This is a genomic window from Lysobacter yananisis (assembly GCF_031199375.1).
Taxonomy (GTDB): domain Bacteria; phylum Pseudomonadota; class Gammaproteobacteria; order Xanthomonadales; family Xanthomonadaceae; genus Lysobacter; species Lysobacter yananisis.
On sequence record NZ_CP133568.1, the window covers coordinates 1475762 to 1501450 of the forward strand.

The following is a 25689-nucleotide window of genomic DNA, read 5'->3' on the forward strand; positions in this document are numbered from 1 at the left end:
GCCTAGGAGAGCTGACGATGCCACGTTCTAACAAGCTAGCACTGGCCGACGAGTACATCGAACTGGAGAAATTCCTGCACGTATACTCGACTTGCATATGGAAGATTCCGGAAGACGATGTTCATCACCCGACAAACGTCGGTCGCCGCCGCGTGGCGGAATTCGGTGTTGCCAAAGCGCTGCCCGAGCTTGAAAGAACAATTGATGACGTGCTTGAAGAGGCAAACGACTGGCCTTCAGAGGCAGTCAAGTCTTATGACAAGCTTATGCGGCAGTACGGCATCGTAACTCTCTCCGAAGTCCGTAGAACCAGATCTTCCCGCTTCAAGCAAATTCTGGCGGCAGGACTGATTAGTAACGAGGGTGACTACCATATGGTCGAAAGCATCGCTACGGAGTGCGCCCACTCGCTCAGTGAGCGCGAGCGAGATCATCTACGCTTGTTACTCACCTCATTCGATCAGGCCGGCTAACGGCGTGTAGTGCAGCGCCAGCAATGTCATTGCGAGAACGCGCCTTACGAACGCGCGGCCGCAGCGCCACCACCTTCGCGTGCATCGCACACAGCGCCGCTTATCTTCCGACGATCGGTAGAATCTGCGGGTCCTTCTTTCAGCTTAGGTAAAGCGGGGGGCCACGCCGCAAAACCTCGCTAGCGTCAAACTCCCGAATCAGGTTTGCACTTAAGAGGTTCGCACTCGCGTGATCAGATTGCGCATGCTCGACCAGGCTCCAGCGATGTCGGCACCGCCTCAGGTCCGGCGACCTTTTTGTGCTTTTTCCTCGTAATGCCTCGCGGCGCAAGGGTCTTGCAGCTATGCAAATTTGCATAGCTGACCTCCAGCAGCCGCCACCAGCCAGTTATAGGTCGCTTAGGTTTTTCCTTCGGAAGCATTGCGCTGCAACGCTCTCGCTCGCAAACCGGCAAATTTGCCGGTTTCCCTCGTAAAAGATCGCGATCTCTTTTCCCTCGGATGCATTGCGCCGCATCGCTCGTGCTCGTAAACCGGCCAGTTGGCCGGTTTAGCGCCCCAGCCCACGACGAACCTGTCGCACACCTGTCCGCCTTCGAGAACGTCCATTCTTCTTCGCGAATTCGACTTGGATTCGCTGCCGAAGGAAGCGTTCATGCCGTCACCCAACGACGGCCCCGGAGGCCACCACGATGCAACCGAGCGACAAGTTCAAAGAGTGCCTGCGCAGCGTCCCCGAAACCGTGCTGGCTGATCTCACCCCGCTGACCGGCGCAAACATCAGCGCGCTGGCGCACGAGGAACTGCGGCGCCGCGCCGCCCTCGCGCTGCAGCAACTCCCCCTTGAGAGCGTCGTCGGCCTGCTCAACGGCAGCGCCTACCAGAGCTGGACGGTCGCCCATGTCCTCGGCGAGTGACGCCGACCTTTGGTTCCTGCGCGCGGTGGCCAGCCCAGTGCTGGTCGCCGCCGCCAACGGAACTCTCGACCTCAACCACCTCGCCCGCGAGGAACTCATCCGCCGGGGTCTTGATCCCGAAGGCGAATGGGTTGGCCCCAGCCGCGCGCGCGAACTGCACTCCCCCTTCCAAGAAGGAACTTGATCATGACCACCATCGAACTGTCCGACAACCAGCGTCACGTCCTCGAAATGGCCGTCAACACCAGCGGTTACGTCGAGGACTATCCCACCGGCCTGCTGGGCGGCGCCCGCACAAGCGTCGTGCGCGCTCTGCTGCGCAACGGCTTGGTCGAGCCGCACGACGCCAGCTACCGCCTGACGGGCGCGGGTTGGGTACGTCTATCGGCCCGCATTGCCGGTTCGAACACTTTTTCGCCGACGCGATGCGAATTGCGGGCCCGATCATCCACGCGCTCGCGTCCTCTTCCGAACGTTCGTCGCTTTCGCCGAAGATGCGACGCACGACACCTGCCGACCGTTCATCGCGTTGCATCTGTGAATACAATGCGAATCCGATTCATCGCGAGGACGCTCCGTGGCAGACATGCCCGTCGGCGCAGCACGCTTGCAAACCCCGACACCGGCCGCGCAGGCCCACCGATTGCCCGGACTCGATGTATTGCGGGCGATCGCCGTGGCGTGGGTGATGCTGTTCCACTCCTTCCTCAACGAAGGGCCCGACGAAGGCCTGGTGTGGCTGTGCCATTACGGTTGGATGGGCGTCGATCTGTTCTTCGTGCTCAGCGGCTATCTGATCGGCTCGCAGGTGCTGGCGCCGCTCGCGCGCGGCGAACGTTTGTCGTTCGGCGGGTTCTATCTGCGCCGCGCGTTCCGCATCCTGCCGGCGTTCCTGGCGGTGCTGGCGGTGTATCTGCTGGTGCCGGGATTCCGCGAATCGCCAGGGCTGGAGTCGGCGTGGAAGTTCCTGAGCTTCACCCTCAATCTGCTGATCGATTACCGCCAGAACCAGGCGTTCTCGCACGCGTGGTCGCTGTGCGTGGAGGAACATTTCTATCTGGTGTTCCCGCTGCTGGCATGGTGGCTGATGCGCCGCGCCTCGACCGCGGCGTTCGTCGCGATCTGCACGGGCGTGGTGCTGGGCGGCATCGCCTTGCGCGCGGGCGTTTGGTTGCACGACTTCGAAACCGAGGGACCGGTCGGCGAATCGGCGCGCAGCTGGTTCGCCGAGGACATCTATTTCCCGACCTGGAACCGGCTCGACGGCTTGTTGGCCGGCGTGGTGTTGGCCAGCCTGAAGACCTTCCGCGCGCAGTGGTGGCGACGCACCCAGGCCTACGCCAACGTCGCCCTGCTCGCGGGATTGGGCGTGGTGGCCGCGGCCATGTGGCTGTTCCGCGAGCGCACCGGCTTGCTCGCCAACGCGATCGGCTGGCCGGTATTGTCGGCCGGCTTCGCCTTGCTGGTCTTCGCCGGCACTACGCGCGACAGTTGGATCGGACGCTGGTCAATCCCGGGCGTGGGCTGGTTGGCGGCCACGTCCTACAGCCTGTACTTGGTGCACAAGGGCGTGTTCCACGTGGTGGACGAATCCGTCGGCAAGCTGCTGGCGGGCCACAGCCTCGTCGCCTTCGCCACCCACGGCACCGCCGCATTGGCCGCCGCCGCGGTGCTGCACTACGGCGTGGAACAGCCGTTTCTGCGGCTGCGCGACTGGGCGCTCAACGCTCGGGCCAGGACGCACACGCCCGGCGCGGGCGCGGTTCGAGGTCCCGCGTTGGGCGAGTGAGGCGAGTATCGCCGCCGCGGCGCGCACGGGCTGGCCGCGCTTCGATGCCGCTGCCGGCCATCGCCTGCGCCAAGCGAACGATAGCAAGCGCGACACGCGAAACCGCCGGCCGGAACGGATTCCGGCCGACGGCTCGTGCTTACCCGACGACCGAAGATCAGTAGAGGACGTTTTCCTCTTCGATGATCGCCGGGCTGGCTTCCTTCACTCCGGCCAGCGCCTGGATCTTGCGCATCGCGCTCATCGCGTCCTGGACCGAGCCGAATTCGATCCGGCCGTTGCCGCCGACCTTCGAGGAGTACGTCAGCTTGCCGCCGCTCGCGCGCACGGCGGCGTCGAGCGCCGAGGCGTCGGCGACGTAGACGTTCAAGGTGGAGGTCACCACCACCGGCTTGCCGGTGTCGGCGATCGCCGCCGCCATCTTCTGCTTGGCGGGCGCGACGGTCTTGCTCGCGGAGTTGGCGCCGCTCGGCTGCAGCCTGATCTGGTACTTGCCGACCTGCACTTGCTGGGCATCGGCGGCCTGCGCGGTCTTGAGCGCACTGACCTGGGCCTGCGGCGCGAGGGTGAAGCGGGTGTCGCCGATGCTGAAGCTATCGCCGGTCGCGGCCTGCTGCAGTTCGCGGCGGGCGTTGTCGCCGGTTTGCGCGCTGGCGATGCCCGCCGCCGCCAGCAGGATCGGAACGAGGAGTGCTTGGGTTTTCATGGTCAGTGCCCCAGGACGCGGATCTTGAAGGAGTTGAGCTTGCCCTTGGCGGCGGCGTTCGCGGCCAGCGGCACGTCGGCGATTTCCAGGGTCCAGGTGCCCTTGGCCGGCTCGTCGAGGAACGCGTTGGACGAGACGAAGTCGAGCTTGAACGCGGAGCTGCTCACGCTGGTCATCGCCGGCACGATGGTGCTGCGCGTGCCCTTGGGCGAGATCAGCACGACCTGCAGCGGGAACGGCGTGTTCGAGGCGCTCGAATAGTCGGTCGCCAGGCCCAACTGCACGCCTTCGATCTTGGCGATGTCGCGGTCGATCGCGATCTGCAGCTTGGCCGGCGCGCCGGCGCCGCCGATGGCGACCGCCTGCGCCGGCGCGACGCGCTGCCAGCCGCTGTCGACCAGCGCCGGCAGCGGCTTGAAGCGGCCGGCGAGTTCGACCGCGGCGGTCGCGTCCACCAGGCCGAAGCCGTACCAGTTGCTGAAGAGGCGGCCCGCGGCGTTCTTGCGCCAGCCCGGAACCAGCAAGGTTCCGTTGGCGTGCTTGACGTCCGGCTGGTCCTTGTCCACCTGGCGCGCGGTCGTGGCCAGGATGTACTTGACCTCGCGCACGCCGAGCTTTGGATTGGCCTGCAACACCAGCGCAGCCACGCCGGACACCGTCGGCGCCGCCGCCGAGGTGCCGCTCATGGTGCCGTTGTAGTCGCAGCTCGCATCGATGGCCGAAGTCGCGTGGTCGAGCCGGTTGAACGCTTCGGCGTCTTCGCGGTTGTAGCCCATCGCGCAGCCGGAGGGGTCCGTCGTCACGATCGCGGGGCTGTAGATCGCGTCGCCGAAATACCCGCGATACAGCGTTTGCGTCGCGTCGCTCAGAACGTCGCGCTCGGCGCCGAACTCGCCGCCCAAGCCCGACACCCACAGTGCGGAACCGGCCGAGGAGTACACCGCGCGTCGGCCGCTCGCATCCACCGACGCGATGGTCATGACGCCGAACAGGTTGTTGCGCGGGTCCAGACCCGTCTGCACGCACCCCACGTTGGCGTCGATGATGACCTGCGCGCACTTCGGCCGCGAGCCGCCGACGTCGCGCTGCAGGTAGTTGTTGCCGGCTGCCTTGACGAAGACGCGTCCGCGCCCGTTGCGCGCGGCCGCCATCGGCTTCTCGTAAGCGTCGACCTGGTTCTCGGAGAACGTCTGCGGCGACCCGCTGCCCACGCCCCAGCTGTTGTTGGAGACATCGACGTCCTGCGCTTCGGCGCCGTTCCACCACGCGTAGAAGATCTTGTCCTCGCTCAGCGAAGTGGAGACGTCGCCGAAGCCGTTGAAGCTCTTGAGCCGCGCGCCCGGCGCGACGCCGCGCACGCCGATGCCGTTCCAGCCCACCGCGCCGATGATGCCGGCGACCGAGGTGCCGTGGCCGTAGCTGGGCGTCGTCGGCGTCGGATCGTGTTCGGGGCGGCCCGGATCGAAGTTCTTGGAACCGTTGGGCACCACGTTGGCGACGAGGTCGGCATGGTGGATGTCCACGCCCTGGTCGAGCACGCCGACGACGACGCCCTTGCCGCGGATGTTGTAGTCGTGCAGGTCGTCGATGCCCAGGTCGACCGCGACCGTCGGCTTGGTGTCGCCGAGCACGGCCTGGCCGTAGTTCATCAGATGCCATTGATAGCGATACAGCGGATCGCCTTGCTGCGCCTGCGCGGCCCCGGCCGACAGGGCCGCCAGGGTCGCTACGCCGAGGATCGTTCTCTTGCCGAATAGCTGTCGCATGCCGCCGACTCCTTGGTTTTCGCCGGGCATGCCGCGCCCGTCGCGACCGGAGCGCTCGCTCCGGCCGATGCGGGCCGCATGCACGGGGTGGGTGGACTGATCGGTCCTATCTAGAACGCGTGGCGATCGGCGAACCCCTATCTGCGCGATGTGTTCGGCCGGTCAGCAAACCGAACGCTGCGGGCATGGGGGAGGCTGGCTGCGTTGCGTTGTCGTGGCTGATTTTTCGTCAGCGTGCGCGCGCAGTTCGTGTCGCTCGCGCGCGATTCGGCGCAGGCAATCGACGCGCGCTATGCCCGCATGAGCGCTGCGACGATGGCGCACGAGGGTTCGGCGATCCCACTGACGGGGTGCGCGTGTTTTTATGGCAATGCGCGATATTCGGCTCGCCGCGGCTCGATGCGCGGCGAATCGCCGAGCGCGCTGCGCGCATCGCGCGCGCGATGCGGCTGTCTCCTAGGCTCGTATACGCCGAGCCGCGGCGGCGGCGAGGCCGCTGCCGCCGCGGACGATGTCTGGTGCGGCGCCAGCGTCAGCAGCTGACGGTCTGTCCGCCGGTGTAGACGCTGGTCACGGTGCCGGTGACGGTGATCTGCCCGGTGCACTGGTTGTGCACGGCGTGGCCGACGATTTGCCCGTCCTGATAGTAGGTGTAGGCCCAACCGGGAGGCGGCAGTTTCCCGCCCGCCGCCGATGCGATGCTGGTCACGCCCGCCAAGGTCAGTGCAAGCAACAGGGTCTTCGCGCGCATCTCGGGTTTCTCCTTGTGTCCGGCCGGATGCCGGAACTACAACATGCGCACCCGGCATCGCGTGCGCACGCCGCATCGCATCATCGTGAAACGCGGGTCATCGCTGAATGCGGCGAAATTTATGATCGCGAACACGAAACCCGTTTCGGATCGCGATGCCGGCGACACGTGTCGTTCATAACGAAGATCTGTTTAAACGGATAACGCCATGGCTGCGGCGGCAATCGCTGCATTACGCCGAGGCTTGGCTGGGCCGACGATCCGCACCGATGCCCGCCGCGCCGCAACTGCGATTCGCCGCGCCGCGCAAGCCGAGATCCCGCGACATGACGAACACGGCGACTGCGGTTCAGCCCGGATCGCGGTCGCCGGAAGGTGACGACGCGACGGCAGGCGCCTTCAGTTGCGCGGGCAAGACGACGCGTCCGCCGTCGTCGCGGCGCAGCGGAGCGATGCCTGTCACCAGCGCTTTGTCCAACGCGGCGTACAGGTGGGGAAACAGCAGCCCGCTGCGCGGCGAGAGTTCCCATTTGAGCTGTTCGCCGGCGGCGCGCAGATCCACCGCCGCGACGAACAGGTCGTCGTTGCCGGCGAAATGCAGGTCGGCGGTGCGGGTCAGCTGGCTTTCGGTGGAGAGGTGGACGAAGCCGTCTTCCAGGTCCTTGGCCGAACCTTCGAATCGTCCGCTCGCGTCGAGCGTGTGCCGCTCCGACCGGGTCAGGATCTTGTAGGCGATCGTCGGGCGCGCGGCGCCCGCGTCCGCCGGCGTGTCTTGGCCGTCGCCCCCGGCCAGCATCGATGCGATGAGCGCGATTGCGATCATTCTGGATCTCCCGTCGTGTCCTGCGCAGCGAGCGCACGCTCATAGCGTAACGAACGCCGCACGCCACTGCTACGCGACGACCGCCGCGCGGCGCGGGCCTGGCCGTTCGCAGCGGAATCGCTCGCGCCGAGCGCGCTCACTCTTCCGAGATGCGGCTTTGCGCCGGCTTCACGTACCGGTAGCCGCCAGACCGCTTGGAAACGACGCTTGTTCGTTTCATGCTCCATGCGGCGGGTCGAACCGGCACCGTGGCGCGCGGCGATCGGACCTGTGTCGATCCCATTTGCGAAATGCAGAACCGGCGAGTGTTTCGTGTGCGCCAGCGACTTCGGCAGCACATCGGCACTGCGCCGCGATCGGCGACGCGTGCAGCGACACCTATTCAGCCGCTGCGCTTCAGATGAAGCACGATTCGAAGTTCTCGCTCTCGACCGGCGCGCGGTTGTACTTCTTCACGAACGACTCCGGCTTGCGCACGAACGCTTCGAACGCGCGCTGCCCGCTGGAGACGGCGTGCGCCAGGGCGTCGTAGAAACTGTCGTCGCCGCCGAGGAACAGCTGGTCGCCGGCCTGTTTTTCCAGGCGCTCCACCGCTTTTTGCAGTTCGCGCCGGTATCGGGCCGCGGCCTTTGCGATCCGCACCAGTTCCGCCGCGCGCAGCCGTTCGCGTAGGGCCGCGCGCGCGATCGCCGGGTACGCGGGGTCGAGGCTGGATTTGGGCCAGTCCAAAGCGGCGACGACGGACCAAAAATCCTTCGGCTCGGCGCGCGCCAGCCGCGCGGCCAGACGCTTGGCCTTCGGGTCCGGCCGCAGCGCTTCGTCGTCCAAGCGCTGGCTTTTCTTCAGCAACGCATCGACCTGGGCGCGCGGCAGGGAGAACACCGTTCTCGACCCCAGTTCCTTGAGGATCAGGCGGCACGCGCTCTTGTCCGAGGTCGCGCCGCGCACGCCGAAGGCGGCGCCCTTGACCAGCACGCCGGACTGGCCGCGCGCGTTGGCCAACGCGCAGGCCTGCCTGGCCTGGTACAGATACCACTGGTAGGAATCGCCGCCGAGTATCGCCATGGTCCGTCCTTGCCGCGAAGCGACGATGCGCGCCGGCGCGATCATCGTCCTGGGTCGGGCCGATACTATCCCATGGGTCCTGCCGCGGCGTTTTGCGCAGCGGCAGCGAACGGCCGCGGCGAAGGGCCCGGAGGGGCACCGTCGCGCGGCCGCCCGGTCCCACCGGCTGGGTCCTGGCGCGGCGCGAACGGCCGCGTCATGCGGCCCGCCGGACGCTAATCGACGCGGCGCTGGCGCTTGGCGCGGAAACGCTTCTCGCGCACGCGCCGTTCGGCGTAGGCGACCACGCGCGCCGACCACGCTTCGAGCATGACCCCGCTGTTGGCCAGCACCGTCCACACGCCGCGCTCGATCCAGCGTTCGTTGCGGTTGTAGCAGACCCGCCAGTCGCCGAACTGGTCCTCGGGCAACTGGGTCCACGCGCATTGGCCGACCATCACCGACAGGGCCGCATCGACGAAGCGGCGCGTGTCGGGCCGGCGTGAATCCTCCAGGGCGATGACCTGGCGCACCACCTGTTCCAGCAACGGCCATTCGCTGTCGCTGAGTTGCACGAAGCGGGCGCGTCCGCGCGCGTCTTCGCGTCCATGGCCGATCCGGTCCCGCCTGATTTCGGTTTGCATGCTTCCCTCCTGGCTGCGCGTCGCGCCGCAGCCTCGCGGTCGCCGGCGCGCGCGTTCACTCCTGTGCGTTCATTCCTGCCGGAGCAGGCGCTCGCGTTTGCGCGAGCTGCGGCGCGCCCGCTCCTGGTCCTGGCGCTGCGCGTACTGGGCGATGCGCTGCGCCCAGGCCTGCGGCAGGGCGCCGCTGCGCAGCGCCCGCAGCCACACGCCGCGCGCCATCCAGCGACGGTTGCGGCGGTAGTTGGACACCCAGTTGCCATAGTCCTGCGCCGGCAGGTCGGTCCAGTAGCAATGGCCGGTCATCACCGACAGCGCGGCGTCGACGAAGCGACGGTCGTCGCGCTCGCTGCCAGCGCGCACCAGCGCCGGTTCGCCGAGCGCGCGCTTGAACGCCTCCCACTCGCCGTCGTCCAGCGCGATGGCGCGGCGCTGCGCGTTCGCCGCCGCCGTGGCCGCGTCGTCGCGCGGCGTCGGGTCGTGCTCCATGGTCCTGCTCCTGCTCCGAATCCCTGGTTCTCGATCTCTTGCGCCGCTTTCGAATCCTCGTCGTACTCGCGCCCGCGCCGCGCACGTCGCCGCGCCGACCGACATCGGGCCGCGAAGGCGACGCCGGGGCGCGCGCCGCCCTCGGCGCCGGCGCGTTGCCGGCGCACGCTGCGGGTCGTCCGCGATCGTGTCGATCCCTGCGAAGCCGGCGGGCGTCTTCGCGTCTGCGCCAGCCCGGCTGGCGTACTGCGGCCGCCGCGGGCGGCGAACCGCGGGGCCGGCAGCGGCCCCGCCTATGCACACGCGTCTACCTGCGAAACCGCGGCGCCGGGCGAGCCCGGCGCCGCGACGCGATCACCACGGAACCCGACGCTGCTCGACCAGGCGCGGATTGACTTCCTTCACGCCGGCCTGGCCCTGGATCAGCTGGCGCGCCTGCATCGCCTGGCTCACCGAGGCATAGCCGATGGTGGCGTTGCCGCCGACCGCCGAGGAGTACAGCAGGGTGCCGCCGGTCTGCTTGACCAACTGGTCGACCACGCCCGGGTGGCTGAAGTAGACGTTGAGCTCGGGCGCGACGATCACCGTGTCGCCGGACCCGGACACCGCGGCGCCGAGGTTCTCGCCGCCGACGCTCAGCGAGCGGGCGCTGCGCGCGCTCGCCACGGCCGCCGCCGGTACCGCGACCACGTAGTCGCCGGGCACCAGTTCGCGACCGGCCTCGGTGCTGGCTTCGGCCGGCTTGGTGACCACCGCCGACGGCGCGATGCGGTACTCGGTGTGGCCGATGGTGAAGCTTTCGCCGACCGCGGCCTGGGCCAGTTCGGCCTTGGACGCGGAGACCTGGGCCAGTGCCGCCGGCGCCATCGCCATGGCCAGCACGCCCGCGCAGATCGAAAGGGAATGATTTTTCATGCTCAGTGCCCCAGGACGCGGATCTTGAACGAGGAGAGTTTGCCCTTCGCGTCGGTACCGGCCGCGAGGCTGGTGTCGGCCACTTCGACCGTCCAATTGCCGGTGCCGGACTCGTCGAGGAAGGCGTTGACCGCGGCCAGGTCGAAGGTCATCGTCGCGCCGACCGGCACCGAGCCGGCGGGCACCACGATCGCGCGGGTGCCGCTCGGCGAGACCAGGGTGACGACCAGCGGGGTGGACTTCAGCGGCAGGGTGTTGCCGACCGGGTAGTCCGAGGCCAGGCCGATCTGCACCGCTTCGATGCGGCCCGCGCCGGCGGCGAGGTTGACGCTGGCGCGCGCCGGCGCCGAGGCGTTGCCGATCGCCTGCGGGGTTTCCAGGTCCACGCGCTGCCAGCCGCTGTCGACCAGGGCGCCGAGCGACTTGAAGCCGGTCGCGCGGGTCACCGCGGCGGTCGCGTCGACCAGGCCGTAGCCGTACCAGTTGCTGTAGGGGCGGCCGGCGGCGTTGGTGGTCCAGCCCGCCGACAGCACGGTGCCGTTGGCGTCGGTCACCGCGGCCTGGGTCGGATCGACCTTGCGCGCGGTGGTGGCGAGGATGTACTTGACGTCTCGGAAGCTCAGCTTCGGGTTGACCTGCAGCAGCAGCGCGACCACGCCGGTCACCGTCGGCGAGGCCGCCGAAGTGCCGTTCATGGTCGCGGCGTAGTTGCAGGTGTTGTCGATCGCGGACTGGTTCGACTCCAGGCGGTTGAGGTCGAAGTCGGACCAGAACTGCACCGGGGCCACCCGGTTGGTGTTGTAGCCGCGCGCGCAGCCCGACAGGTCGGTGGTCATGATCGCCGGATCGAAGCGCACTGCCGGCTGGGTCGCCAGCTGCGCCGCGGTCGCCTGGGTCGCCAGAGTCGCGCGCTCCCAGCCGTACTCGCCGCCCAGGCCCGAGACCCACAGCGAGGCGCCGGGGGTGGAATAGCTCGAACGCTTGCCGGTGGCGTTGACCGCGGCGACGGTGATGACGTTGAAGTAGTTGGACTCTTCGACGAACACCGACTGGCTGCAGCCGACGCGGCCGCTGGAGGCCGGGCAGTAGGTGCTGACGCTGTTGAAGCCGTTGCCGGCGGCCTTGACGTAGACCGTGCCGAGTCCCCCGCGGGTGGCCGACATCGGGTTTTCCCACGCCGCCAGTTCGTTCTCGGAGACGTTGGTCAGGAACAGCGGGGTGGTGTCGCCCCAGCTGTTGTTGGACACGGCCACGTCCTTGGACTCCGGACCGTCCCACCACGCGTAGCGGATCTGCGCGGTGGTGCCGCCGGCGTCGAGGAAGTTGAAGCTCTTCAGCCGCGCGCTCGGCGCCACGCCGCGCACGCCGATGCCGTTCCAGCCGACCGCGCCGATGATGCCGGTCACCGCGGTGCCGTGGGCGTTGCCGCCCTGCGACGCCGACGGGGTCGGATCGTGGCTGTTGTTGTTGAAGTTCCACGAACCGTTGGGCACGACGTTCGCGGCCAGGTCGGGATGGGCGATTTCCGCGCCCTGGTCGAGCACGCCGACCACCACGCCCTTGCCGCGGATGTTGTAGTCGTGCAGGTCGTCGATGCCGATGTCGACGCCGGAGACCGGGCGGGTGTCGCCGATCACCGCTTGGCCGTAGTTCATCAGGTGCCACTGATAGCGATACAGCGGATCGCCTTGCTGCGCCTGCGCCGCGCCCGCGGACAGGGCGAGAAGGGTCGCTACGCTGAGGATCGTCCTTTTGCCGGAAAGCTGTCGCATGCCGCCAACTCCTTGGAGGGTCGTCGGACAAGCCGCCCGCAGCGCCGCCGCGGCGCTGGCGCGCGGGCGGGTGCGGGCCGCATGTACGGGGATGGGGTGGGCTTACTGGTAGATCATGGTGAAGGTGACGCTGCTGTTCGCCGAGCCTGCGCTCGCCGCGCCGGTGGCGTAGTACTGCGCGTAGTAGCGCAGCGCGGCGCCGCCGGTGTCGACCGCGACCTGCTGGCTGTTCTGCAGCGCCAGCGGGTTGCCGAGCAGCACCTGCGAGAAGTCGGCGTTGAGCACCTGCAGCTCGACGTTGGCGGCGGTGCCGGTGCCGCCTTCCAGGGTCAGGTTGTTGTTGCTGGTGTTGATGGTCGGACCCGGCTCGAAGAAGGTCTGGACCAGCGTGGTGCTGGCGTCGCAGTCGGCGACGCGGATGATGAAGGGCGTGCGGCCGGCGACTTCGCCGGCGGCCGACAGCGCGGACACCGCGACCGCCGGCAGGCGCACGCGGATGTCGGCCGGCGACGGCCCGTTGGTGAGCACGCAGGTCGGCGCGATCACCGAGCCTTCGATGTGGATGGTGCCGTCGACGGCATAGGCGGAAACGGGCGCAGCAAGAGCGAGAGCGAGTACGGCGATCGAAGCGGTCTTCATTTCGTCCCCTAGATCTGATGTCGCGTTGCGATGTGCACCGGCGTGACGCGGCACCTGGATCCGCTCCCGTGGATCGCGTCCCTTTGGACTACATCCCCGTTGGATACGTCCCCGCTGGATCCGAACCGCAGATCCGAGCCCGCCGACCTTAGCGATGAACTGTTCACGAACTGCGATGAAATTGGCAGTTCGCTCACCATCCCTCATTAACTACAACGTAATTTCTCCACATCCCCCCTACACCGTCCATCGTATTCGACAGCTCGGTACGCGGCACTGTTACCCGTTTGCATCGTTTTCGCGCGGCATGGCGTCGGTGCGCGCTAAGCACGTACGTTCGGCGATGTGCGTTCGCACAACCGCCTGCCGGAAACGCAACGACCCGGCCGGCGCGCGAGGCTCCGGCCGGGTCGGCGAGGTGATGCGAACTGGCGAATCGGACCGGGCTCAGGTCGGCGCGTCGTCGCCCTCGATGATCTCCGGCGCGACTTCCTTGATCCCGGCGATGGCCTGGATCTTCGCCATCGCCTTCATCGCCGCGTCGACCGAATCGAACTCGATGCGGCCGTTGCCGCCGGCGACGGAGGAATACACCAGCGTGCCGCCGCTGGCGCGCGCCGCCGCCTGCAACGCGGCCGGATCGCGGTGGTAGACGTTGAGGGTGGAGGTCACCACCACCGCCTTGCCGTCGTCGCCGACCGCCGCGACCAGGCGCGGCTTGGCGGCGACGGCGCGGGCGCTGCGCGCGGCGGCCGGCCGCACTTGCACGGCGTAGTCGCCGACGCGCACGGCCTGGCTGCCGGCCGACTGGGCCGCCGTGCTCACCAGCCCGTCGGGCGCGAGGCGGAACTGGGTGTAGCCGATGCGGAAGGCATCGCCGGTGGCGGCCTGGCGCAGCGCTTCGCGCGCGGCGTCGGGCGCCTGCGCGTGCGCGCCGGCCGCGGCGGCGAGGAGGAGCGGACCAACAAGGATCGCGATTTTCATGCTCAGTGCCCCAGGACGCGGATTTTGAAGGAGGCCAGGGCGCCCTTGGAGGCGGCGCCGTCGGCCAGCGGCACGTCGGCGACTTCCAGCGTCCAGGTGCCCTGCCCGGTTTCGTCGAGGAAGGCGTTGCTGGCCAGGAAGTCGGCCTTGAACGCGGCGGTGTTGAGCCGCGTCATCGCCGGGAACACGGTGCTGCGGGTGCCGCTGGGCGAGACCAGGGTGACCTGCACCGGGAACGGCACGGTGCTGCTGGCGTGGGCGTAGTTGCTGGCGAAGCCCAGCTGCACGCTCTCGACCTTGCGGATGTCGTTGCCGATGGCGATCTGCAGCTTGGCCGGCGCGCCGGCGCCGCCGATGGCGACCGCGTCGGTCGGCGCGATCCGCTGCCAGCCGCTGTCGACCAGGCGCGGCAGCGGCTTGGCCTTGCCGGCGACTTCGACCGCGAGCGCGGCATCGACCAGGCCGTAGCCGTACCAGTTGCTGAAGCTGCGGCCGGCCGCGTTGCGGGTCCAGCCCGGGACCAGCACCGTGCCGTTGGCGTGGGTCGCCGCGGGCTGGGCCGGGTCGAGCTGGCGCGCGGTGGTGGCCAGGATGTAGCGCACGTCGCGGAAGCTCAGTTTCGGATTGGCCTGCAGCATCAGCGCGGCGACGCCGGCCACGGTCGGCGCCGCGGCCGAGGTGCCGTTCATGGTGCCGACGTAGTTGCAGGTGTTGTCGATGGCCGAGGCGTCGGTGGACAGCGCGTTGCGCACGTTGCCGTTGACGTTGCTGCCGCGCGCGCAGCCCGACAGGTCGGTGGTGACGATGGCCGGGTTGTACGACACCGCCGCGTAGCCGGGCGAATAGGCGACCTGGCGTCCGTACTCGCCGCCCAGGCCCGACACCCACAGCGCCGCGCCCGCCGAGGAATAGCTCGAACGCTTGCCGGCCGCGTTGACCGCGGCGATGGTCATCACGTTGAACATGTTGTTGCGGCGGTCCAGGCCGGTCTGCTTGCAGCCGACGTTGGCGTCGACCACGGCCTTGGGGCAGTCGGAGATGAAGTCGTTGCCGGCGGACTTGACGTAGACCGCGCCGAGGCCGTTGCGGGTGGCCGACATCGGCCCTTCGTAAGCCTGCACTTCGTTTTCCGAGAACGCCGGGATGGTCACGGCGGTGGAACCGAAGCTGTTGTTGACCACCGACACGTCCTTGGACTCGGCGCCGTCCCACCAGGCGTACTGCAGCTGCGCGGTGGTGCTGGCGGCGTCGAGGTAGTTGAAGCTCTTCAGCCGCGCCGCCGGCGCCACGCCGCGCCCGCCGATGCCGTTCCAACCGACCGCCGCGACGATGCCGGCGACCATGGTGCCGTGCGAAGAACCGCCGCTGACCGGGGTGGGATCGTGCGAACCGTCGTTGAAGTTCCACGAACCGTTCGGCACCACGTTGGCGACCAGGTCCGGATGGGCGATCTCCACGCCCTGGTCGACCACCGACACCACCACGCCGCGGCCGCGGATGTTGTAGTCGTGCAGGTCGTCGATGCCCATGTCGATGCCGAACGCGGGGCGGGTGTCGCCGAGCACCGCCTGGCCGTAGTTCATCAGATGCCACTGGTAGCGATACAGCGGATCGTTCTGCGCCTGGGCGGCGGTCGCGCCCAGCAACGCCACCGCGAGCGCGCTCGTTCTCAAAATCGTTTGCCGCATGTCTGCCACTCCACCGGGATAGAGGAAGGCCGCGCGGCGCATCGCGGCGCCGCCGGCCCGAGGGTCGTGCGTATCGCGGGCCGCGCTCGTCGATCGAGGCCGCGCCTTGTTGCAATCGCCGTCGCCGGCCGCGCGCGGTCGTGCGCGCGGCCGGCGGCGGATCACAGCAGCATGTTTTCCAACTGCTCGATCTTCGGGCTGGCTTCCTTGACCCCGGCCACGCCCTGCAGCTTCGCCGCCGCGTCGAGCGCCTGCTGGACCGAATCGAACTCGATCGTGCCCTTGCCGCCGACGGCGGAGGCGTAGGTCAGCCGACCGCCGCTGCTGCGCACCGCTTCGGCCAGCACCGCGGGCTGGTCGAAGTAGACGTTGACCGAGGAGGTCACCACCACCGGCTCGCCGCTTTGCGACACCGCCGCGGCCAGCTTGGCCGGCGCGGCGGCGAGGCCGCGCTTGGCCGCGGCCGGCGCCGCGCCCAGGGCCAGCGCGTACTTGCCCGCGACCACCGCCTGGCCCGGATCGGCCGAGGCGTCGGCGGCGGTCACCGTCGCCGACGGCGCCAGCCGGAACTGGGTGTCGCCGACCTTGAACGCGGCGCCGTTGGCGGCCTGGCGCAACGATTCGGCGGCGCCGGACTGGGCCTGCGCGCCGGTCGCCAGGACCATGCCGAGCAGGGAAACGCACAACACAGGAATGGTCTTCATATCAGTGCCCCAGCACGCGGATCTTGAATCCAGTGAGATTGCCCTTCGAGGCCGCGTCCGCGGCCAGCGGCACGTCGGCCACTTCCACGGTCCAGGTGCCCTCGCCCTTCTCGTCGAGGAAGGCGTTGCTGGCGATGAAGGGAATGGTGAAGGCGGTGGTCGCGCCGACGCCGGTCATCGCCGGCACCACGTAGCTCTTGGTGCCGCTGGGCGAGGTCAGGGTCACCAGCAGCGGCGAGGGCGCGGTCGACAGGAAGCCGGCGGTGATCGGGTAGGTCGTCTCCAGGCCCAGCTGCACGCCTTCGACCTTGGCGATGGCGCGGTCGATGCGGATCTGCAGCTTGGCCGGCGCGTCCGCGCCGCCGATCGCGACCGGCGCGGCCACCGTGGCGCGGGTCCAGCCGCTGTCGAGCAGCGCCGGCAGCGGCTTGAACGCCATCGCCCGCTCGACCGCGGCGGTGGCGTCGACCAGGCCGTAGCCGTACCAGTTGCTGAAGCGGTGGCCGGCGGCGTTGGCGGTCCAGCCAGGCGCGATCACCGCGCCGTTGGCGTGCTTGACGACCGGCTGGGCCGGATCGATCTGGCGCGCGGTCGCGGCCAGGATGTAGCGCACGTCGCGGTAGCCCAGCTTCGGATTCGCCTGCAGCACCAGCGCGCTGACGCCGGCCACGGTCGGCGTCGCCGCCGAGGTGCCGTTCATGCGGCCGGTGTAGTTGCAGGTGTTGTCGATCGTCGACTGGCTGGAATCGAGCGCGTTGAGGCGCGCGGCGGCGGCGTCGCTGTTGTAGCCGTTGACGCAGCCGCTGACGTCGGTGGTGACGATGGCCGGATCGAAGTTCAGCGGGTTGGTCTGGGTCGAGTACGGCTTCTGGTGGCCGTATTCGCCGCCCAGGCCCGCCACCCACAGCGCCGAGCCCGGGCTGGAGTAGTTCGAACGCACGCCGGCGGCGTTGACCGCGGCGATGGTCATCACGTTGAACAGGTTGTTGCGCGGATCGAAGCCGGCCTGGGTGCAGCCGACGTTGGCCGCGCGGGTCTCGGCGGTGCAGGCGTTGATCAGGCCGAAGAACACCGGATGCTGGTTGTAGTGGTTGCCGGCGGCCTTGACGTAGATCGCGCCGAGGCCGCCGCGGGTCGCCGCCATCGGCTTCTCGAACGCGCCTACTTCGTTCTCGGAGAACGCCGGCGGCAGCAGCGGCGCGGCGCCCCAGCTGTTGTTGGAGACCGCCACGTCCTTGGCTTCGGCGCCGTCCCACCACGAGTAGACGATGTTGTCGGCCTGGCTGCCGCCGGCGCGCGGCGACAGGAAGTTGAAGCCCTTGAGCCTGGCCGCCGGCGCCACGCCGCGCACGCCGATGCCGTTCCAGCCGACCGCGCCGATGATGCCGCCGACCGCGGTGCCGTGGCCTTCGCCGGCCTGGGTCGGGCTGGGATCGTGGATCGGGCCGCCGGTGTTGAAGTTGCGCGAGCCGTCGGGCACCACGTTCGCGGCGAGGTCGGGATGGGCGATCTGCATGCCTTCGTCGACCACGCCGACCACGACGTTGCGGCCGCGGATGTTGTAGTCGTGCAGGTCGTCGATGCCCAGGTCGATGCCGACCGCCGGCTTGGTGTCGCCGAGCACGCTCTGGCCGTAGTTCATCAGATGCCACTGGTAGCGGTACAGCGGGTCGCCCTGCTGCGCGTGCGCGGCGCCGCCGCAGGCCATGGCCGCGACGGCCAGGCTCAGTACCGTCCTCTTGCTCAGATGCTGTCGCATACCGCCGACTCCTTGATTGGGGCGAACTCGCGTTCGTCGGACATGCCGCGCCCACTGCGGCCGGAGCGCGGGCTCCGGCCGCCGCGGGCGGTACGTACGTGGGGAAAGGGCTTACTGATAGATCATGGTGAAGGTGACGCTGCTGTTGGCCGCGCCGGCCGTGGCCGCGCCGGTGGCCACGTATTGCGCGTAGTAGCGCAGCGCGGCGCCGCCGCTTTCCACCGCGACCGACTGGGTGTTCTGCAGCCCCAGCGGATTGCCGAGCAGGACCTGGCTGTGGTCGGCGTTGAGCAACTGCAGCTCGATGTTGCCGGCGTTGCCGGTGCCGCCCTGCAGGGTCAGGTTGTTGCTGCTGGTGTTGATGGTCGGGCCCGGCTCGAAATAGGTCTGGACCTGGGCGGTGGCGGCGTCGCAATCGGCGACGCGGATGAAGAACGGGGTGCGGCCGGCGGTCTGGCCGGCGGCCGACAGCGCGGACACCGCGACGGTCGGCAGCTTGACCCGGATATCGGCCGGCGTGGGCCCGTTGGTGAGCGTGCAGGTCGGCGCGATCACCGAACCTTCGAAGCGGAGCGTGCCGTCGGCAGCCAACGCGGACGCGGGCAGGGCGAGCGCGAGGGCGAGTACGGCGGTGGAAGCGGTCTTCATGACGTCCCCTAATGCAGGAATCGAATGCGACGAACGTGCGGACATCGCATGGCCAGGTGCGCGCGGCGCGCTGTGCGGAGAGAACCTCGGCGAGGAACCCGGCGAACCCGCAAGCGGCCATCGCGGCGGCGAACCGTTCGTGCAGCCCGAGGATCGGAGGAGCTCGGCACGGGCTGCCTGGATTCGCTCGCTATCACATGAAACGCGCCCTACCTGTATTACCCCACACACAAAGTGTGGAATTGAGAGGTAGATTCGAATTCAGATCATCGATGCTGCGGCGTATCCAGTACGCCGCGCCGGACGCGACCGTCGCGGCGAAGGCACGAGCCGCGACGGCGGCATCGCGGCAACGGCGAAAGCTGCGTCGTTGCTGCGGTTTCGCGGTCGCGACTCGCGTCGCTCCTACAGTCGCGAACGAACCATCCGAAGCCCCCTGTAGGAGCGGCGTAAGCCGCGACCGCGCCAATACAGCTACGCCGGATGCTTCGTTCGCATCTGCAACCCCGCGGTCGCGACTCGCGTCGCTCCTACAGTCGCGAACGAACCGTCCGAAGCCCCCTGTAGGAGCGACGCGAGTCGCGACCGCGCCAATACGCTTACGCCGCAAGCTTCATCGCAGCCGCAATCCCGCAGCCGCGACTCACGGCGCTCCCAAACCCAGCCCCGCGAACCTCACTCGTAGCTGAGCGTGAAGGTCAGCGAAGCCGATACCGTGCCGGGCTGCGGCGATTGCGCGTCGCCGCGGTAGTACGCGGCCTGCAGCGGGATGCGGAAGCTGCCGCCGTCGCCGAGGTGTCCGGCCTGCAGTTCGTGGCTGCTGCCGAAGGCGACGGGGCGGCCGTCGCGGTCGCGGATCTGCACCGCCACGCCGCGCGCGCTGGCGCCGGGGTCCAGCGCCAGCGCCGAGGTCGCGGCATCGGCGCCGGCCAGCGGGTCGAGCCGGTAGCTGATCCGCGACAGGCCCGCCGGGCAGTCGTCCAGGCGCAGGTCGAAGTCCTTGGCGCCGGCGCTGGCGCCGGGCTGGGCCAGCGCCTGCGGCGCGATCGGCGCGAGCGCGATGCGCAGGCTCGGCGCGTTGCAGGTGGCCGCGCGCACCGCGATCGCGCCGGTGAAGTTCACCCGCGCGGCGATCGCGTCGCCCGCGCCGACCTCGGCGCCGAGGCCGCCGCGGTACACCAGGGTCGGCAGGTCGGCGCCGCGGATCGCGCCGCCGCCGCTGCCGGCGTCGAGCTTGATCAGTTCCAGGCGCAGCGTGCCGCGCGTGGACGGGCTCATCGCCACCGCCGCGAACTCGGCCGCCGGCAACGGCCGGCCGTCGATCGACAGGCGCACGCCGATCGCGGCCACACCGGTGCGGTAGATGTCCTCGGCCTGGCTCGGATGCGGCGTCTGCGCGTAGCGCCAGCCGCCGTCCTGGGCCGCCTCGGCGCAACCCGGCGCCGGCGCGGGCAGCGGGTAGTCGGCCGCGTACAGCACGCTGCCGGCGGGGCGGTCGCGCGGCACCGCGATCGAGGCGTCGATGGCGATGGCGCGTTCGGCCGGCGCCGCGCACTGGGCGCCGGCGGCGCCGGCGGCGAGCAGCGCGCAGGCGGCGACGACCGCGGCCGCGGCGTCGGGGAAGCGACGGCCGGCGCGTTCAGCGCGCATCGTCGCGGTGGCAGACGGCTTCGACCAGCGCATAGGCGTTCTCGCTTTGGCGGGTGGGCGCGGGCAGGACATAGTCGATCGCGCAGCGGCGCCCGCCCTGCGCGCCCCAACGCACGTACAGGCGGCCGCGTTCGGCCAGGCCGGTGGCGTAGATGCGGCTGGCCTGCGCCACCGCGCCGACGCTGCGGCCGGATTCGTCGAGCACCTCGGCGGCGAACGGCAGCGCCGCGCCGGTTTCGTCGCGCACGCTGAGGATCGCGCCGCGGCCGCTCTGGGTCGGATATTCCACCCGCACCACCGCGCCCGCCAGTGGCACCACGGTCTGCGCGGTGCCGGCGATCTCGACCTGGGCGCGCGCGCTGAGCGGGTCGATCTCGACCGTGTTGCGCGCGTACGGGATCAGGTACGGCGCCAGCGCGTAGCCGCGCCGGTCGACCCGCGCGCCGCCCTGGTTCAGCAGGCGCGCGCCCTGGGCGCCGTCGGCCTCGACCAGGGCCAGGGTCTCGCCGTACTGCGGCCCCAGGGTCAGGCCGTCGCCGTGCAGCACCGCCACGCCGTCCACGCCCCAGCCGTACTGGCGATAGCCGCGGCCCCAGCCGTAGGACGCGTTCACCGTCGCCTGCGGCGCGCGGTACAGCGCGTTGGCCGCGCCGGTGCGGTCGCCGCCGGCGCCGTCGGCGACGCTGACGCCGTAGCCGAACACGTCTTCCTGGCCGAGGCTGCCGCTGATGCCCAGGCGGGTGTCGGTGCCGCGCTCGCTGCGCTCCAGCGAGGCCGCGGCGGTGGCGGCGCGGCCCAGCGGCAGGGTCAGGCCGAGGAAGTACTGGTCGTCGCGGCGGCCGCTGGCGTCGTCCACGCGCGCGGCGGTGAAGACGATGCCGAGGTTGCGCCACTGCCCGCGCACGCCGGCCTGGTAGTTGCCGCTGCTGGCGCCGTCGCGGTAGCTCAGGCGCGAGCCGCTGAGGTACAGCGAGGTGCGCGCGCCCAGCGGCCAGCTCAACGAGAGTTGGCCGCTGTCGCGCAGGCTGCGCGGCGCCGCGCCCGGGCCCGGCTGCTCGCGCCGGCGCAGCGCGCCGTACAGGTCCAGGTGGGTGCCGTCGGCGTAGACCGAGGCGGTCGCCGCCACCACCAGGCCGAAGTCGAAGCGGCGGTTGTAGCCGCCGCGCCAGCGCAGCGCCGAGCCCAGGCCGTCGATGCGCACCGGGTTGGCGTCGAGCGAGAACGCGCCCCAGTCGGTGTTCCAGGCCGCGCCGAGCACGGCCGAGCGATAGCCGCGGCTGACCAAACCGCCGGCATAGCCGGTGAAGACGTTGGAGAAGCCGTACTGGGCGCTGGCCTGGGCCACGCCGGGGCGCTCCGACAGCGCGGTCTCGTCGACCTGGCCGAGCACGAATTCGTAGCCCAGGCTACCGGCGCGGCGCAGCTGAGGGTTGGAGGCGTTGGCGACGCGGAACTGGGCGACGCGGCCGTCGGCTTCGATCACCGCGACTTCCAGGTCGCCGCCGTTGCTGGCCGCGTACAGGTCGTCGATCTCGAACGGCCCGGGCGCGACGTTGGCGCGGTACAGCAGGCTGCCGCGCTGGCGGATCTCGACCACCGCGTTGCTGTAGGCCGTGCCGCGCACCACCGGCGCGTAGCCGCGCAGCGAGTCGGGCACCATGCGCTCGTCCTTGACCAGGCGCGCGCCGCGGAAGCCGTACACGCCCAAGGTCGGATCGCCCGCGGTCGCCCGTCCCAGCTGCAGCCGCCCCGACCACGCCGGCAGCGCGCGTTCGACATAGGCCGCCTGGGTGTCCCAGCGCCGCGATTCGCCGTCGGCCCAGCTCAGTGAGCCGCGCTGGTGGTATTGCCAGCGGCCGAGGTTGGCGCCCAGCTCCACGCCGAGGTAGTTGCTTTCGTAGTCGCCGTCGTTGCCGCGCAGGCGGCTGGCGCTGTAGCTGTAGCCCAGCACCAGCGCGTTCTCGCCGCTCTGCCACAGCTCCGGCGCGACCGCGCCGCGCGCGCTGCGGCGCAACGCGGCCTGCGGCACGCTCAGGTCCAGCGCCAGTTCGGCGAAGTCGACCTGGACTGCGGCGTGCGGGATGCGCCCGGCCAGGTCGATGCATTCGGGTTCGTCCGCCGCCGCCGGCAGATCGACGCCGAGCCGGCGCAGCAGCGCGCCGCCCAGGCAGGGCTGCGCGGGCGCGTCGGGCTGCGCGCTGCGGAACTCGATCTCCTCGCGCACCGCGAACGCGCCGTTGACCCGCACGTCCAGGCGGTAACGGCCCGGCGCCACTTCGCCGGCGCGGGCGAAGCGCGACAGGTCGGCCTGGCGCGCGCTGCCGGACAGGTAACGCAGGTCGAATCCGGAATCGGGCTGAGCGGCGGCTTGCGATTCGGTTTGCGCCGCCGCTTGGGCCGGCCCCGTTTGCGCAGGCCCTGCTTGGGCCGGCGTCGCTTGCGCTGGCTGCGCTGGCGACGGCTGCGATGACGCGGGCGCCGGCGGCGCGGGCAACGACGCCGGCTGCGACGGCGCCGACGCCGCCGACGCCTGCGTGCCGGGCTGCGGCTGCGCGGCCTGCACGGCGCCGGCGAAGGCGATGCCCAGGCACAGCCCGCCGCGCCACGCGCGCGCGCTCGGGGTCTTGGGCGCGGCCGGGGCCGCGGCGGTGGGCGGGGACACGATGCGCGCCATGGCGCGGCTACTCCGCGGTCTGCCCCTGTAGTTCGGTGCGTCCGCCGTAGTCGTTGATGATCGAATAGGCGACCGCGGCGCCGGCCGCCGGCGCCGACGCCAGCTGCGCCAGATCCAGCCGCAGGCTCGCACCCGGCGCGAGCATGCCGGCGTTGTCGAAGCGGTATTCGCGCCCGCCCAGGCTGACCGCGACGCGGCCGAAGGAGACGTGGAAGGCGCCGGGATTGCTGCACTCCAGCGCCCAGCCGCTATCGCCGGCGCGAACCACGCGCCAGCGCAGCGCGCGCGCCGCCGCCTCGGGATCGCCGGGCAGCCCCTGCGGGCGCAGGAACACCTTGATGCGGGTGCGGAAAGCGACTTGCAGGTGGTTCTGGTCGAGCTCGGCCGGGGCCACGCTGGGCGGAATCTCCAGCACGTTGAGCCAGTACACCGACTCGCGCCCCGGCGCCGCGGCCGCGCCGTTCGGGGTCGGGCCGTACACCAGGCGTAGCGCCTGGCCCTTGCCCGGCTCGATCCGCACCACCGGCGGCGACACCAGGAACGGCGCCTTGCTCGCATCCGGCGACTGCTTGGGGTCGCCATCGTCCACCCACACCTGCACCAGCGCCGGCCGTGCGCCGACGTTGTTGAGCTTGACCGCGACTTCGCGCTGCTGCGCGGGATAGATCACGCGGGTGCCGGCGATGGTCACCTCGGCCTGCGCCGGCGCGGCCAGGCCGCCGCACAGCATCGCCACCGCCCACGCCTTCACGGCCCACTGCTTTCCCCGGCACAGCATGGTCATGCGTCGTCGGACTCCTAGCGTTCGTTCGCGGCGCGCGCGGCGCCGCGGGCCCGGTGCGCCGCCGTCGCCCCCTGCGGCGGCCGGCCCGGTCGTCGGGCCGCACGTGGGCGACCCTGGTCTAAGTAACAACGCGCCGCCGCCAAGCCTCCCTACCCGGCCGGCGGCCGCCGGTTCAGCCGCAATCGACGGCGACGATGCGCTGGGCCTGGTCGACGCGGACGTTGAGACGGTCCTCGCGGCGGTCGCTGCCGAAGGTGTTGTCCGGCGCGACCACGCGCCACAGCCCGGCGCCGCTGTCCTTGAACAGGCGCCGGCCGGTGGCTTCGTCGAGGGTCTGGCCGACCGCCCAGCCGAGCCCGTCGGCGTTGCAGCGGCCCTTGCCGGCCAGGTCCGGGCGCGGCGCGTTCTGCGCACAGGCGCCGGCGGCCAGGGCCAGCGCGGCGGCGAACAGGAGCGGCACACGCGGGCGCACGGCGGCGCGGGCGGCGGCGGGACGTTCGGCGTTCATCGGGCGGTCTCGACGGTGCGTGGCCTCCATACTCCGACGATCCGCGGTGCTTTGTCACCCGCGCGCGCCGGCCGGGACGGCGCGGAGCGCGCGACGCAGCCTCGCCGGTCGGGGACCGGTGTCGTTGCCGCGGGGCGAATCGCGCAGACAAGTCTTCCTCACCGTACGCGGGCCTCGCTGGCCGAGGGCGAACGCGCCCGCCCGCACGACCCGCGCGCAAAAAAACAACGCCCCGTCCTCGCGGACGGGGCGCCGTTGCCATGCGCTGCGATCAGGGAATGATGCAGCCGCAGTTGCGATAGCACTGGTAATACGTGGTGTCCATGTTGCAATCCTCCTGCGTGCCGCCGTTGGCGATGCAGCGGTTGATCGCGTTGGTCTTGCAAGTGTTGAAGCAGCTCACGTTGCACGCGGCGATCGCGGACGAGGCGGCGAAGCTCAGGCCGAACGCGAACGCGCACAGCGCCATCAACTTGGTCTTGCGGATCATTTCTCTCTCCATAGAGGCCCAGGACCGGGCACGGCGCAGGCTAGCACCGCTGTTGCGGCGCAAAAGCCGGGCAATTGCCAATCGCCGTCGCAAATCGGCGTCGCGCCTGTAAAAAAAACAGTGCCGGCGCGGTGCGCGACGCCGCGATGCCCGATGCCGCGCGATCAAGCCCCGCTCGATTCGAGCCACGCCGCGACGATGCCCAGCACCTCGTCGCCGCGTTCGCGATGCGGCACGTGGCCGCAATCGGCGAGCAGGCGCAGCGTCGCCGCGCCGGCCACGCCCGCGGCGATGCGCTCGGGATGGCGCGCGCTGCCGAATTCGTCGCCGTCGCCGTGCAACACCAGGGTCGGGCAGGCCACCTGGGCCAAAGGCGCATCGAGGTTCCAGCCGGCGAAACCGTCGTCGAGCCAGGTGTCGATCCACGCGCGCAGCACCCACGGCGCCTTGTCGCCGTGGTGCTTGCGTAGGCGCTCCATCTGCTCCGGCCGGGCGAACGCAGCGCGCGCGGCGAGGATGCCGGCGCGGGTGCGGTCTTCGACGAAGGCCTGCGCCGATTCGGCGATCAGGCCCGCGCAGCGCGAGCGATGCAGCGCCGCGCCGGCCACCGCCATGCCGCCGCCGACGCTGTGGCCGAACAGGACGAAGCGCTGCAACCGCAGCGCGTCGCACACGGCGCGCAAGCCGCCGGCGGCTTCGCTCGCGACGAAGTCGGCGGCGAGCGCACCGGGATGCGGATCGGAACGGCCGAAGCCGAGACGGTCGTAAGCGATCACCTCGCGACCGCTGGCCGCGGCCAGGCGCGCGGGGAAATCGCGCCACAGCGCGACGCAGCCGAGCGAATCGTGCAACAGCACGATCGGCGCGGCCGCCGCGGCGCGACGCGGCCAGCGCTGCGCGAACAGGCGGCCGCCTTCGCCGGCGATCCACAGCGATTCCGGCTCGGGCGATACGCTCTGCGATGAAGTCGACGGCATCGGCGAATGATAGGGCCGCCGCGACCGCGCGTGTAGGATGCGCGCAGGAGGAACCATGCACGCGAACCCCTGACTCCGTTCGCGCGACGACGGGCTGT

At 70.2% G+C, this 25689-nt stretch carries 27 protein-coding genes; 5 read left to right on the top strand and 22 right to left on the bottom strand.

Features of this window, described 5'->3' with window-relative positions; genetic code table 11:
• Positions 1-17 precede the first annotated feature (17 nt).
• The 4 genes from RDV84_RS06260 (at position 18) to RDV84_RS06275 (ending at position 3179) form a co-directional block, all read left to right on the top strand.
• Positions 18-473, top strand: coding sequence for a hypothetical protein (locus RDV84_RS06260; protein WP_309152799.1), 456 nt, complete (start codon positions 18-20; stop codon positions 471-473).
• 692 nt (positions 474-1165) lie between these two features.
• Positions 1166-1390, top strand: a complete 225-nt coding sequence (locus RDV84_RS06265) for a hypothetical protein (protein ID WP_309152800.1) — start codon at positions 1166-1168, stop codon at positions 1388-1390.
• On the top strand, positions 1374-1574 hold the full coding sequence (locus RDV84_RS06270) for a hypothetical protein (protein ID WP_309152801.1): 201 nt from the start codon (positions 1374-1376) through the stop codon (positions 1572-1574). The genes RDV84_RS06265 and RDV84_RS06270 overlap by 17 nt, the downstream gene beginning before the upstream one ends.
• A 402-nt stretch (positions 1575-1976) precedes the next feature.
• The gene (locus RDV84_RS06275; protein WP_425606445.1) at positions 1977-3179 is read left to right on the top strand and encodes an acyltransferase family protein; all 1203 of its coding nucleotides are present in this window, start codon (positions 1977-1979) and stop codon (positions 3177-3179) included.
• A 157-nt stretch (positions 3180-3336) separates the two neighbouring features.
• Here RDV84_RS06275 and RDV84_RS06280 read toward each other — a convergent pair whose 3' ends face one another.
• Together RDV84_RS06280 and RDV84_RS06285 are read right to left on the bottom strand one after the other, a co-directional pair.
• A complete protein-coding gene (locus RDV84_RS06280; RefSeq protein WP_309152803.1) occupies positions 3337-3885 on the bottom strand; it encodes a hypothetical protein in 549 nt (182 codons plus the stop codon).
• 2 nt (positions 3886-3887) lie between these two features.
• Positions 3888-5651: a S8 family serine peptidase gene (locus tag RDV84_RS06285; protein ID WP_057949834.1), complete on the bottom strand. Its 1764-nt coding sequence runs from the start codon at positions 5649-5651 to the stop codon at positions 3888-3890.
• Positions 5652-5885: 234 nt separating this feature from the next.
• On the opposite strand from RDV84_RS06285, the gene RDV84_RS06290 reads away from it, so the two are divergent.
• Positions 5886-6194 carry a hypothetical protein gene (locus RDV84_RS06290; protein WP_309152804.1) on the top strand — a complete coding sequence of 103 codons (309 nt, stop codon included), beginning with the start codon at positions 5886-5888 and terminating at the stop codon, positions 6192-6194.
• Here RDV84_RS06290 and RDV84_RS06295 read toward each other — a convergent pair.
• The 20 genes from RDV84_RS06295 to RDV84_RS06390 all read right to left on the bottom strand — a co-directional run bounded on the left by RDV84_RS06295 (position 6184) and on the right by RDV84_RS06390 (position 25591).
• Entirely contained in the window at positions 6184-6402 is a 219-nt protein-coding gene (locus tag RDV84_RS06295) for a hypothetical protein (RefSeq protein ID WP_057949833.1), read from the bottom strand. The two genes, RDV84_RS06290 and RDV84_RS06295, sit on opposite strands and share 11 nt — an antisense overlap.
• Positions 6403-6751: 349 nt before the next feature.
• Complete coding sequence (locus RDV84_RS06300; protein ID WP_309152805.1) at positions 6752-7225, bottom strand: DUF952 domain-containing protein; 474 nt, start codon at positions 7223-7225, stop codon at positions 6752-6754.
• Entirely contained in the window at positions 7222-7563 is a 342-nt protein-coding gene (locus RDV84_RS06305; RefSeq protein WP_309152806.1) for a hypothetical protein, read from the bottom strand. Before RDV84_RS06305 ends, RDV84_RS06300 begins: the two co-directional genes overlap by 4 nt.
• A gap of 58 nt (positions 7564-7621) precedes the next feature.
• Complete coding sequence (locus RDV84_RS06310; RefSeq protein ID WP_309152807.1) at positions 7622-8290, bottom strand: DUF4240 domain-containing protein; 669 nt, start codon at positions 8288-8290, stop codon at positions 7622-7624.
• A 215-nt stretch (positions 8291-8505) separates the two neighbouring features.
• A complete protein-coding gene (locus RDV84_RS06315) occupies positions 8506-8913 on the bottom strand; it encodes a transposase (RefSeq protein ID WP_057949831.1) in 408 nt (135 codons plus the stop codon).
• A 69-nt stretch (positions 8914-8982) separates the two neighbouring features.
• Positions 8983-9399: a transposase gene (locus tag RDV84_RS06320; RefSeq protein WP_309152808.1), complete on the bottom strand. Its 417-nt coding sequence runs from the start codon at positions 9397-9399 to the stop codon at positions 8983-8985.
• 354 nt (positions 9400-9753) lie between these two features.
• Complete coding sequence (locus RDV84_RS06325) at positions 9754-10314, bottom strand: hypothetical protein (RefSeq protein WP_250448361.1); 561 nt, start codon at positions 10312-10314, stop codon at positions 9754-9756.
• 2 nt (positions 10315-10316) lie between these two features.
• Positions 10317-12086 carry a S8 family serine peptidase gene (locus tag RDV84_RS06330; protein WP_309152809.1) on the bottom strand — a complete coding sequence of 590 codons (1770 nt, stop codon included), beginning with the start codon at positions 12084-12086 and terminating at the stop codon, positions 10317-10319.
• Positions 12087-12188: 102 nt separating this feature from the next.
• Positions 12189-12725 (bottom strand): fimbrial protein, encoded by a 537-nt coding sequence (locus RDV84_RS06335; protein WP_057949828.1) that lies wholly within the window; start codon positions 12723-12725, stop codon positions 12189-12191.
• A gap of 447 nt (positions 12726-13172) precedes the next feature.
• Complete coding sequence (locus RDV84_RS06340) at positions 13173-13709, bottom strand: hypothetical protein (RefSeq protein WP_057949827.1); 537 nt, start codon at positions 13707-13709, stop codon at positions 13173-13175.
• Positions 13710-13711: 2 nt separating this feature from the next.
• Positions 13712-15397, bottom strand: coding sequence for a S8 family serine peptidase (locus tag RDV84_RS06345; protein ID WP_309152810.1), 1686 nt, complete (start codon positions 15395-15397; stop codon positions 13712-13714).
• A 161-nt stretch (positions 15398-15558) separates the two neighbouring features.
• Complete coding sequence (locus RDV84_RS06350; RefSeq protein ID WP_057949825.1) at positions 15559-16101, bottom strand: hypothetical protein; 543 nt, start codon at positions 16099-16101, stop codon at positions 15559-15561.
• 1 nt (position 16102) lies between these two features.
• A complete protein-coding gene (locus tag RDV84_RS06355) occupies positions 16103-17860 on the bottom strand; it encodes a S8 family serine peptidase (protein WP_309152811.1) in 1758 nt (585 codons plus the stop codon).
• 111 nt (positions 17861-17971) lie between these two features.
• Entirely contained in the window at positions 17972-18508 is a 537-nt protein-coding gene (locus tag RDV84_RS06360) for a fimbrial protein (RefSeq protein ID WP_078996194.1), read from the bottom strand.
• Positions 18509-19183: 675 nt separating this feature from the next.
• A complete protein-coding gene (locus RDV84_RS06365) occupies positions 19184-20158 on the bottom strand; it encodes a fimbrial protein (RefSeq protein WP_309152812.1) in 975 nt (324 codons plus the stop codon).
• On the bottom strand, positions 20148-22820 hold the full coding sequence (locus tag RDV84_RS06370; protein ID WP_309152813.1) for a fimbria/pilus outer membrane usher protein: 2673 nt from the start codon (positions 22818-22820) through the stop codon (positions 20148-20150). Before RDV84_RS06370 ends, RDV84_RS06365 begins: the two co-directional genes overlap by 11 nt.
• A 19-nt stretch (positions 22821-22839) precedes the next feature.
• Complete coding sequence (locus RDV84_RS06375) at positions 22840-23616, bottom strand: fimbrial biogenesis chaperone (RefSeq protein WP_082644769.1); 777 nt, start codon at positions 23614-23616, stop codon at positions 22840-22842.
• 172 nt (positions 23617-23788) lie between these two features.
• The gene (locus RDV84_RS06380; RefSeq protein WP_078996190.1) at positions 23789-24124 is read right to left on the bottom strand and encodes an I78 family peptidase inhibitor; all 336 of its coding nucleotides are present in this window, start codon (positions 24122-24124) and stop codon (positions 23789-23791) included.
• A 271-nt stretch (positions 24125-24395) separates the two neighbouring features.
• Positions 24396-24614, bottom strand: a complete 219-nt coding sequence (locus RDV84_RS06385; protein ID WP_057949819.1) for a hypothetical protein — start codon at positions 24612-24614, stop codon at positions 24396-24398.
• 164 nt (positions 24615-24778) lie between these two features.
• On the bottom strand, positions 24779-25591 hold the full coding sequence (locus tag RDV84_RS06390; RefSeq protein ID WP_309152814.1) for an alpha/beta fold hydrolase: 813 nt from the start codon (positions 25589-25591) through the stop codon (positions 24779-24781).
• Positions 25592-25689: the final 98 nt, after the last annotated feature.

Bases quoted from the DNA above. Each gene is read 5' to 3' on its own strand.
- RDV84_RS06385 (WP_057949819.1), bottom strand. From the start codon at position 24,614: ATGATCCGCAAGACCAAGTTGATGGCGCTGTGCGCGTTCGCGTTCGGC.
- RDV84_RS06285 (WP_057949834.1), bottom strand. From the start codon at position 5,651: ATGCGACAGCTATTCGGCAAGAGAACGATCCTCGGCGTAGCGACCCTG.
- RDV84_RS06330 (WP_309152809.1), bottom strand. From the start codon at position 12,086: ATGCGACAGCTTTCCGGCAAAAGGACGATCCTCAGCGTAGCGACCCTT.
- RDV84_RS06375 (WP_082644769.1), bottom strand. From the start codon at position 23,616: ATGACCATGCTGTGCCGGGGAAAGCAGTGGGCCGTGAAGGCGTGGGCG.
- RDV84_RS06260 (WP_309152799.1), top strand. From the start codon at position 18: ATGCCACGTTCTAACAAGCTAGCACTGGCCGACGAGTACATCGAACTG.
- RDV84_RS06295 (WP_057949833.1), bottom strand. From the start codon at position 6,402: ATGCGCGCGAAGACCCTGTTGCTTGCACTGACCTTGGCGGGCGTGACC.
- RDV84_RS06265 (WP_309152800.1), top strand. From the start codon at position 1,166: ATGCAACCGAGCGACAAGTTCAAAGAGTGCCTGCGCAGCGTCCCCGAA.
- RDV84_RS06325 (WP_250448361.1), bottom strand. From the start codon at position 10,314: ATGAAAAATCATTCCCTTTCGATCTGCGCGGGCGTGCTGGCCATGGCG.
- RDV84_RS06365 (WP_309152812.1), bottom strand. From the start codon at position 20,158: ATGCGCGCTGAACGCGCCGGCCGTCGCTTCCCCGACGCCGCGGCCGCG.
- RDV84_RS06315 (WP_057949831.1), bottom strand. From the start codon at position 8,913: ATGCAAACCGAAATCAGGCGGGACCGGATCGGCCATGGACGCGAAGAC.
- RDV84_RS06300 (WP_309152805.1), bottom strand. From the start codon at position 7,225: ATGATCGCAATCGCGCTCATCGCATCGATGCTGGCCGGGGGCGACGGC.
- RDV84_RS06310 (WP_309152807.1), bottom strand. From the start codon at position 8,290: ATGGCGATACTCGGCGGCGATTCCTACCAGTGGTATCTGTACCAGGCC.
- RDV84_RS06380 (WP_078996190.1), bottom strand. From the start codon at position 24,124: ATGAACGCCGAACGTCCCGCCGCCGCCCGCGCCGCCGTGCGCCCGCGT.
- RDV84_RS06340 (WP_057949827.1), bottom strand. From the start codon at position 13,709: ATGAAAATCGCGATCCTTGTTGGTCCGCTCCTCCTCGCCGCCGCGGCC.
- RDV84_RS06320 (WP_309152808.1), bottom strand. From the start codon at position 9,399: ATGGAGCACGACCCGACGCCGCGCGACGACGCGGCCACGGCGGCGGCG.
- RDV84_RS06390 (WP_309152814.1), bottom strand. From the start codon at position 25,591: ATGCCGTCGACTTCATCGCAGAGCGTATCGCCCGAGCCGGAATCGCTG.
- RDV84_RS06350 (WP_057949825.1), bottom strand. From the start codon at position 16,101: ATGAAGACCATTCCTGTGTTGTGCGTTTCCCTGCTCGGCATGGTCCTG.
- RDV84_RS06360 (WP_078996194.1), bottom strand. From the start codon at position 18,508: ATGAAGACCGCTTCCACCGCCGTACTCGCCCTCGCGCTCGCCCTGCCC.
- RDV84_RS06345 (WP_309152810.1), bottom strand. From the start codon at position 15,397: ATGCGGCAAACGATTTTGAGAACGAGCGCGCTCGCGGTGGCGTTGCTG.
- RDV84_RS06355 (WP_309152811.1), bottom strand. From the start codon at position 17,860: ATGCGACAGCATCTGAGCAAGAGGACGGTACTGAGCCTGGCCGTCGCG.
- RDV84_RS06280 (WP_309152803.1), bottom strand. From the start codon at position 3,885: ATGAAAACCCAAGCACTCCTCGTTCCGATCCTGCTGGCGGCGGCGGGC.
- RDV84_RS06275 (WP_425606445.1), top strand. From the start codon at position 1,977: ATGCCCGTCGGCGCAGCACGCTTGCAAACCCCGACACCGGCCGCGCAG.
- RDV84_RS06270 (WP_309152801.1), top strand. From the start codon at position 1,374: ATGTCCTCGGCGAGTGACGCCGACCTTTGGTTCCTGCGCGCGGTGGCC.
- RDV84_RS06335 (WP_057949828.1), bottom strand. From the start codon at position 12,725: ATGAAGACCGCTTCGATCGCCGTACTCGCTCTCGCTCTTGCTGCGCCC.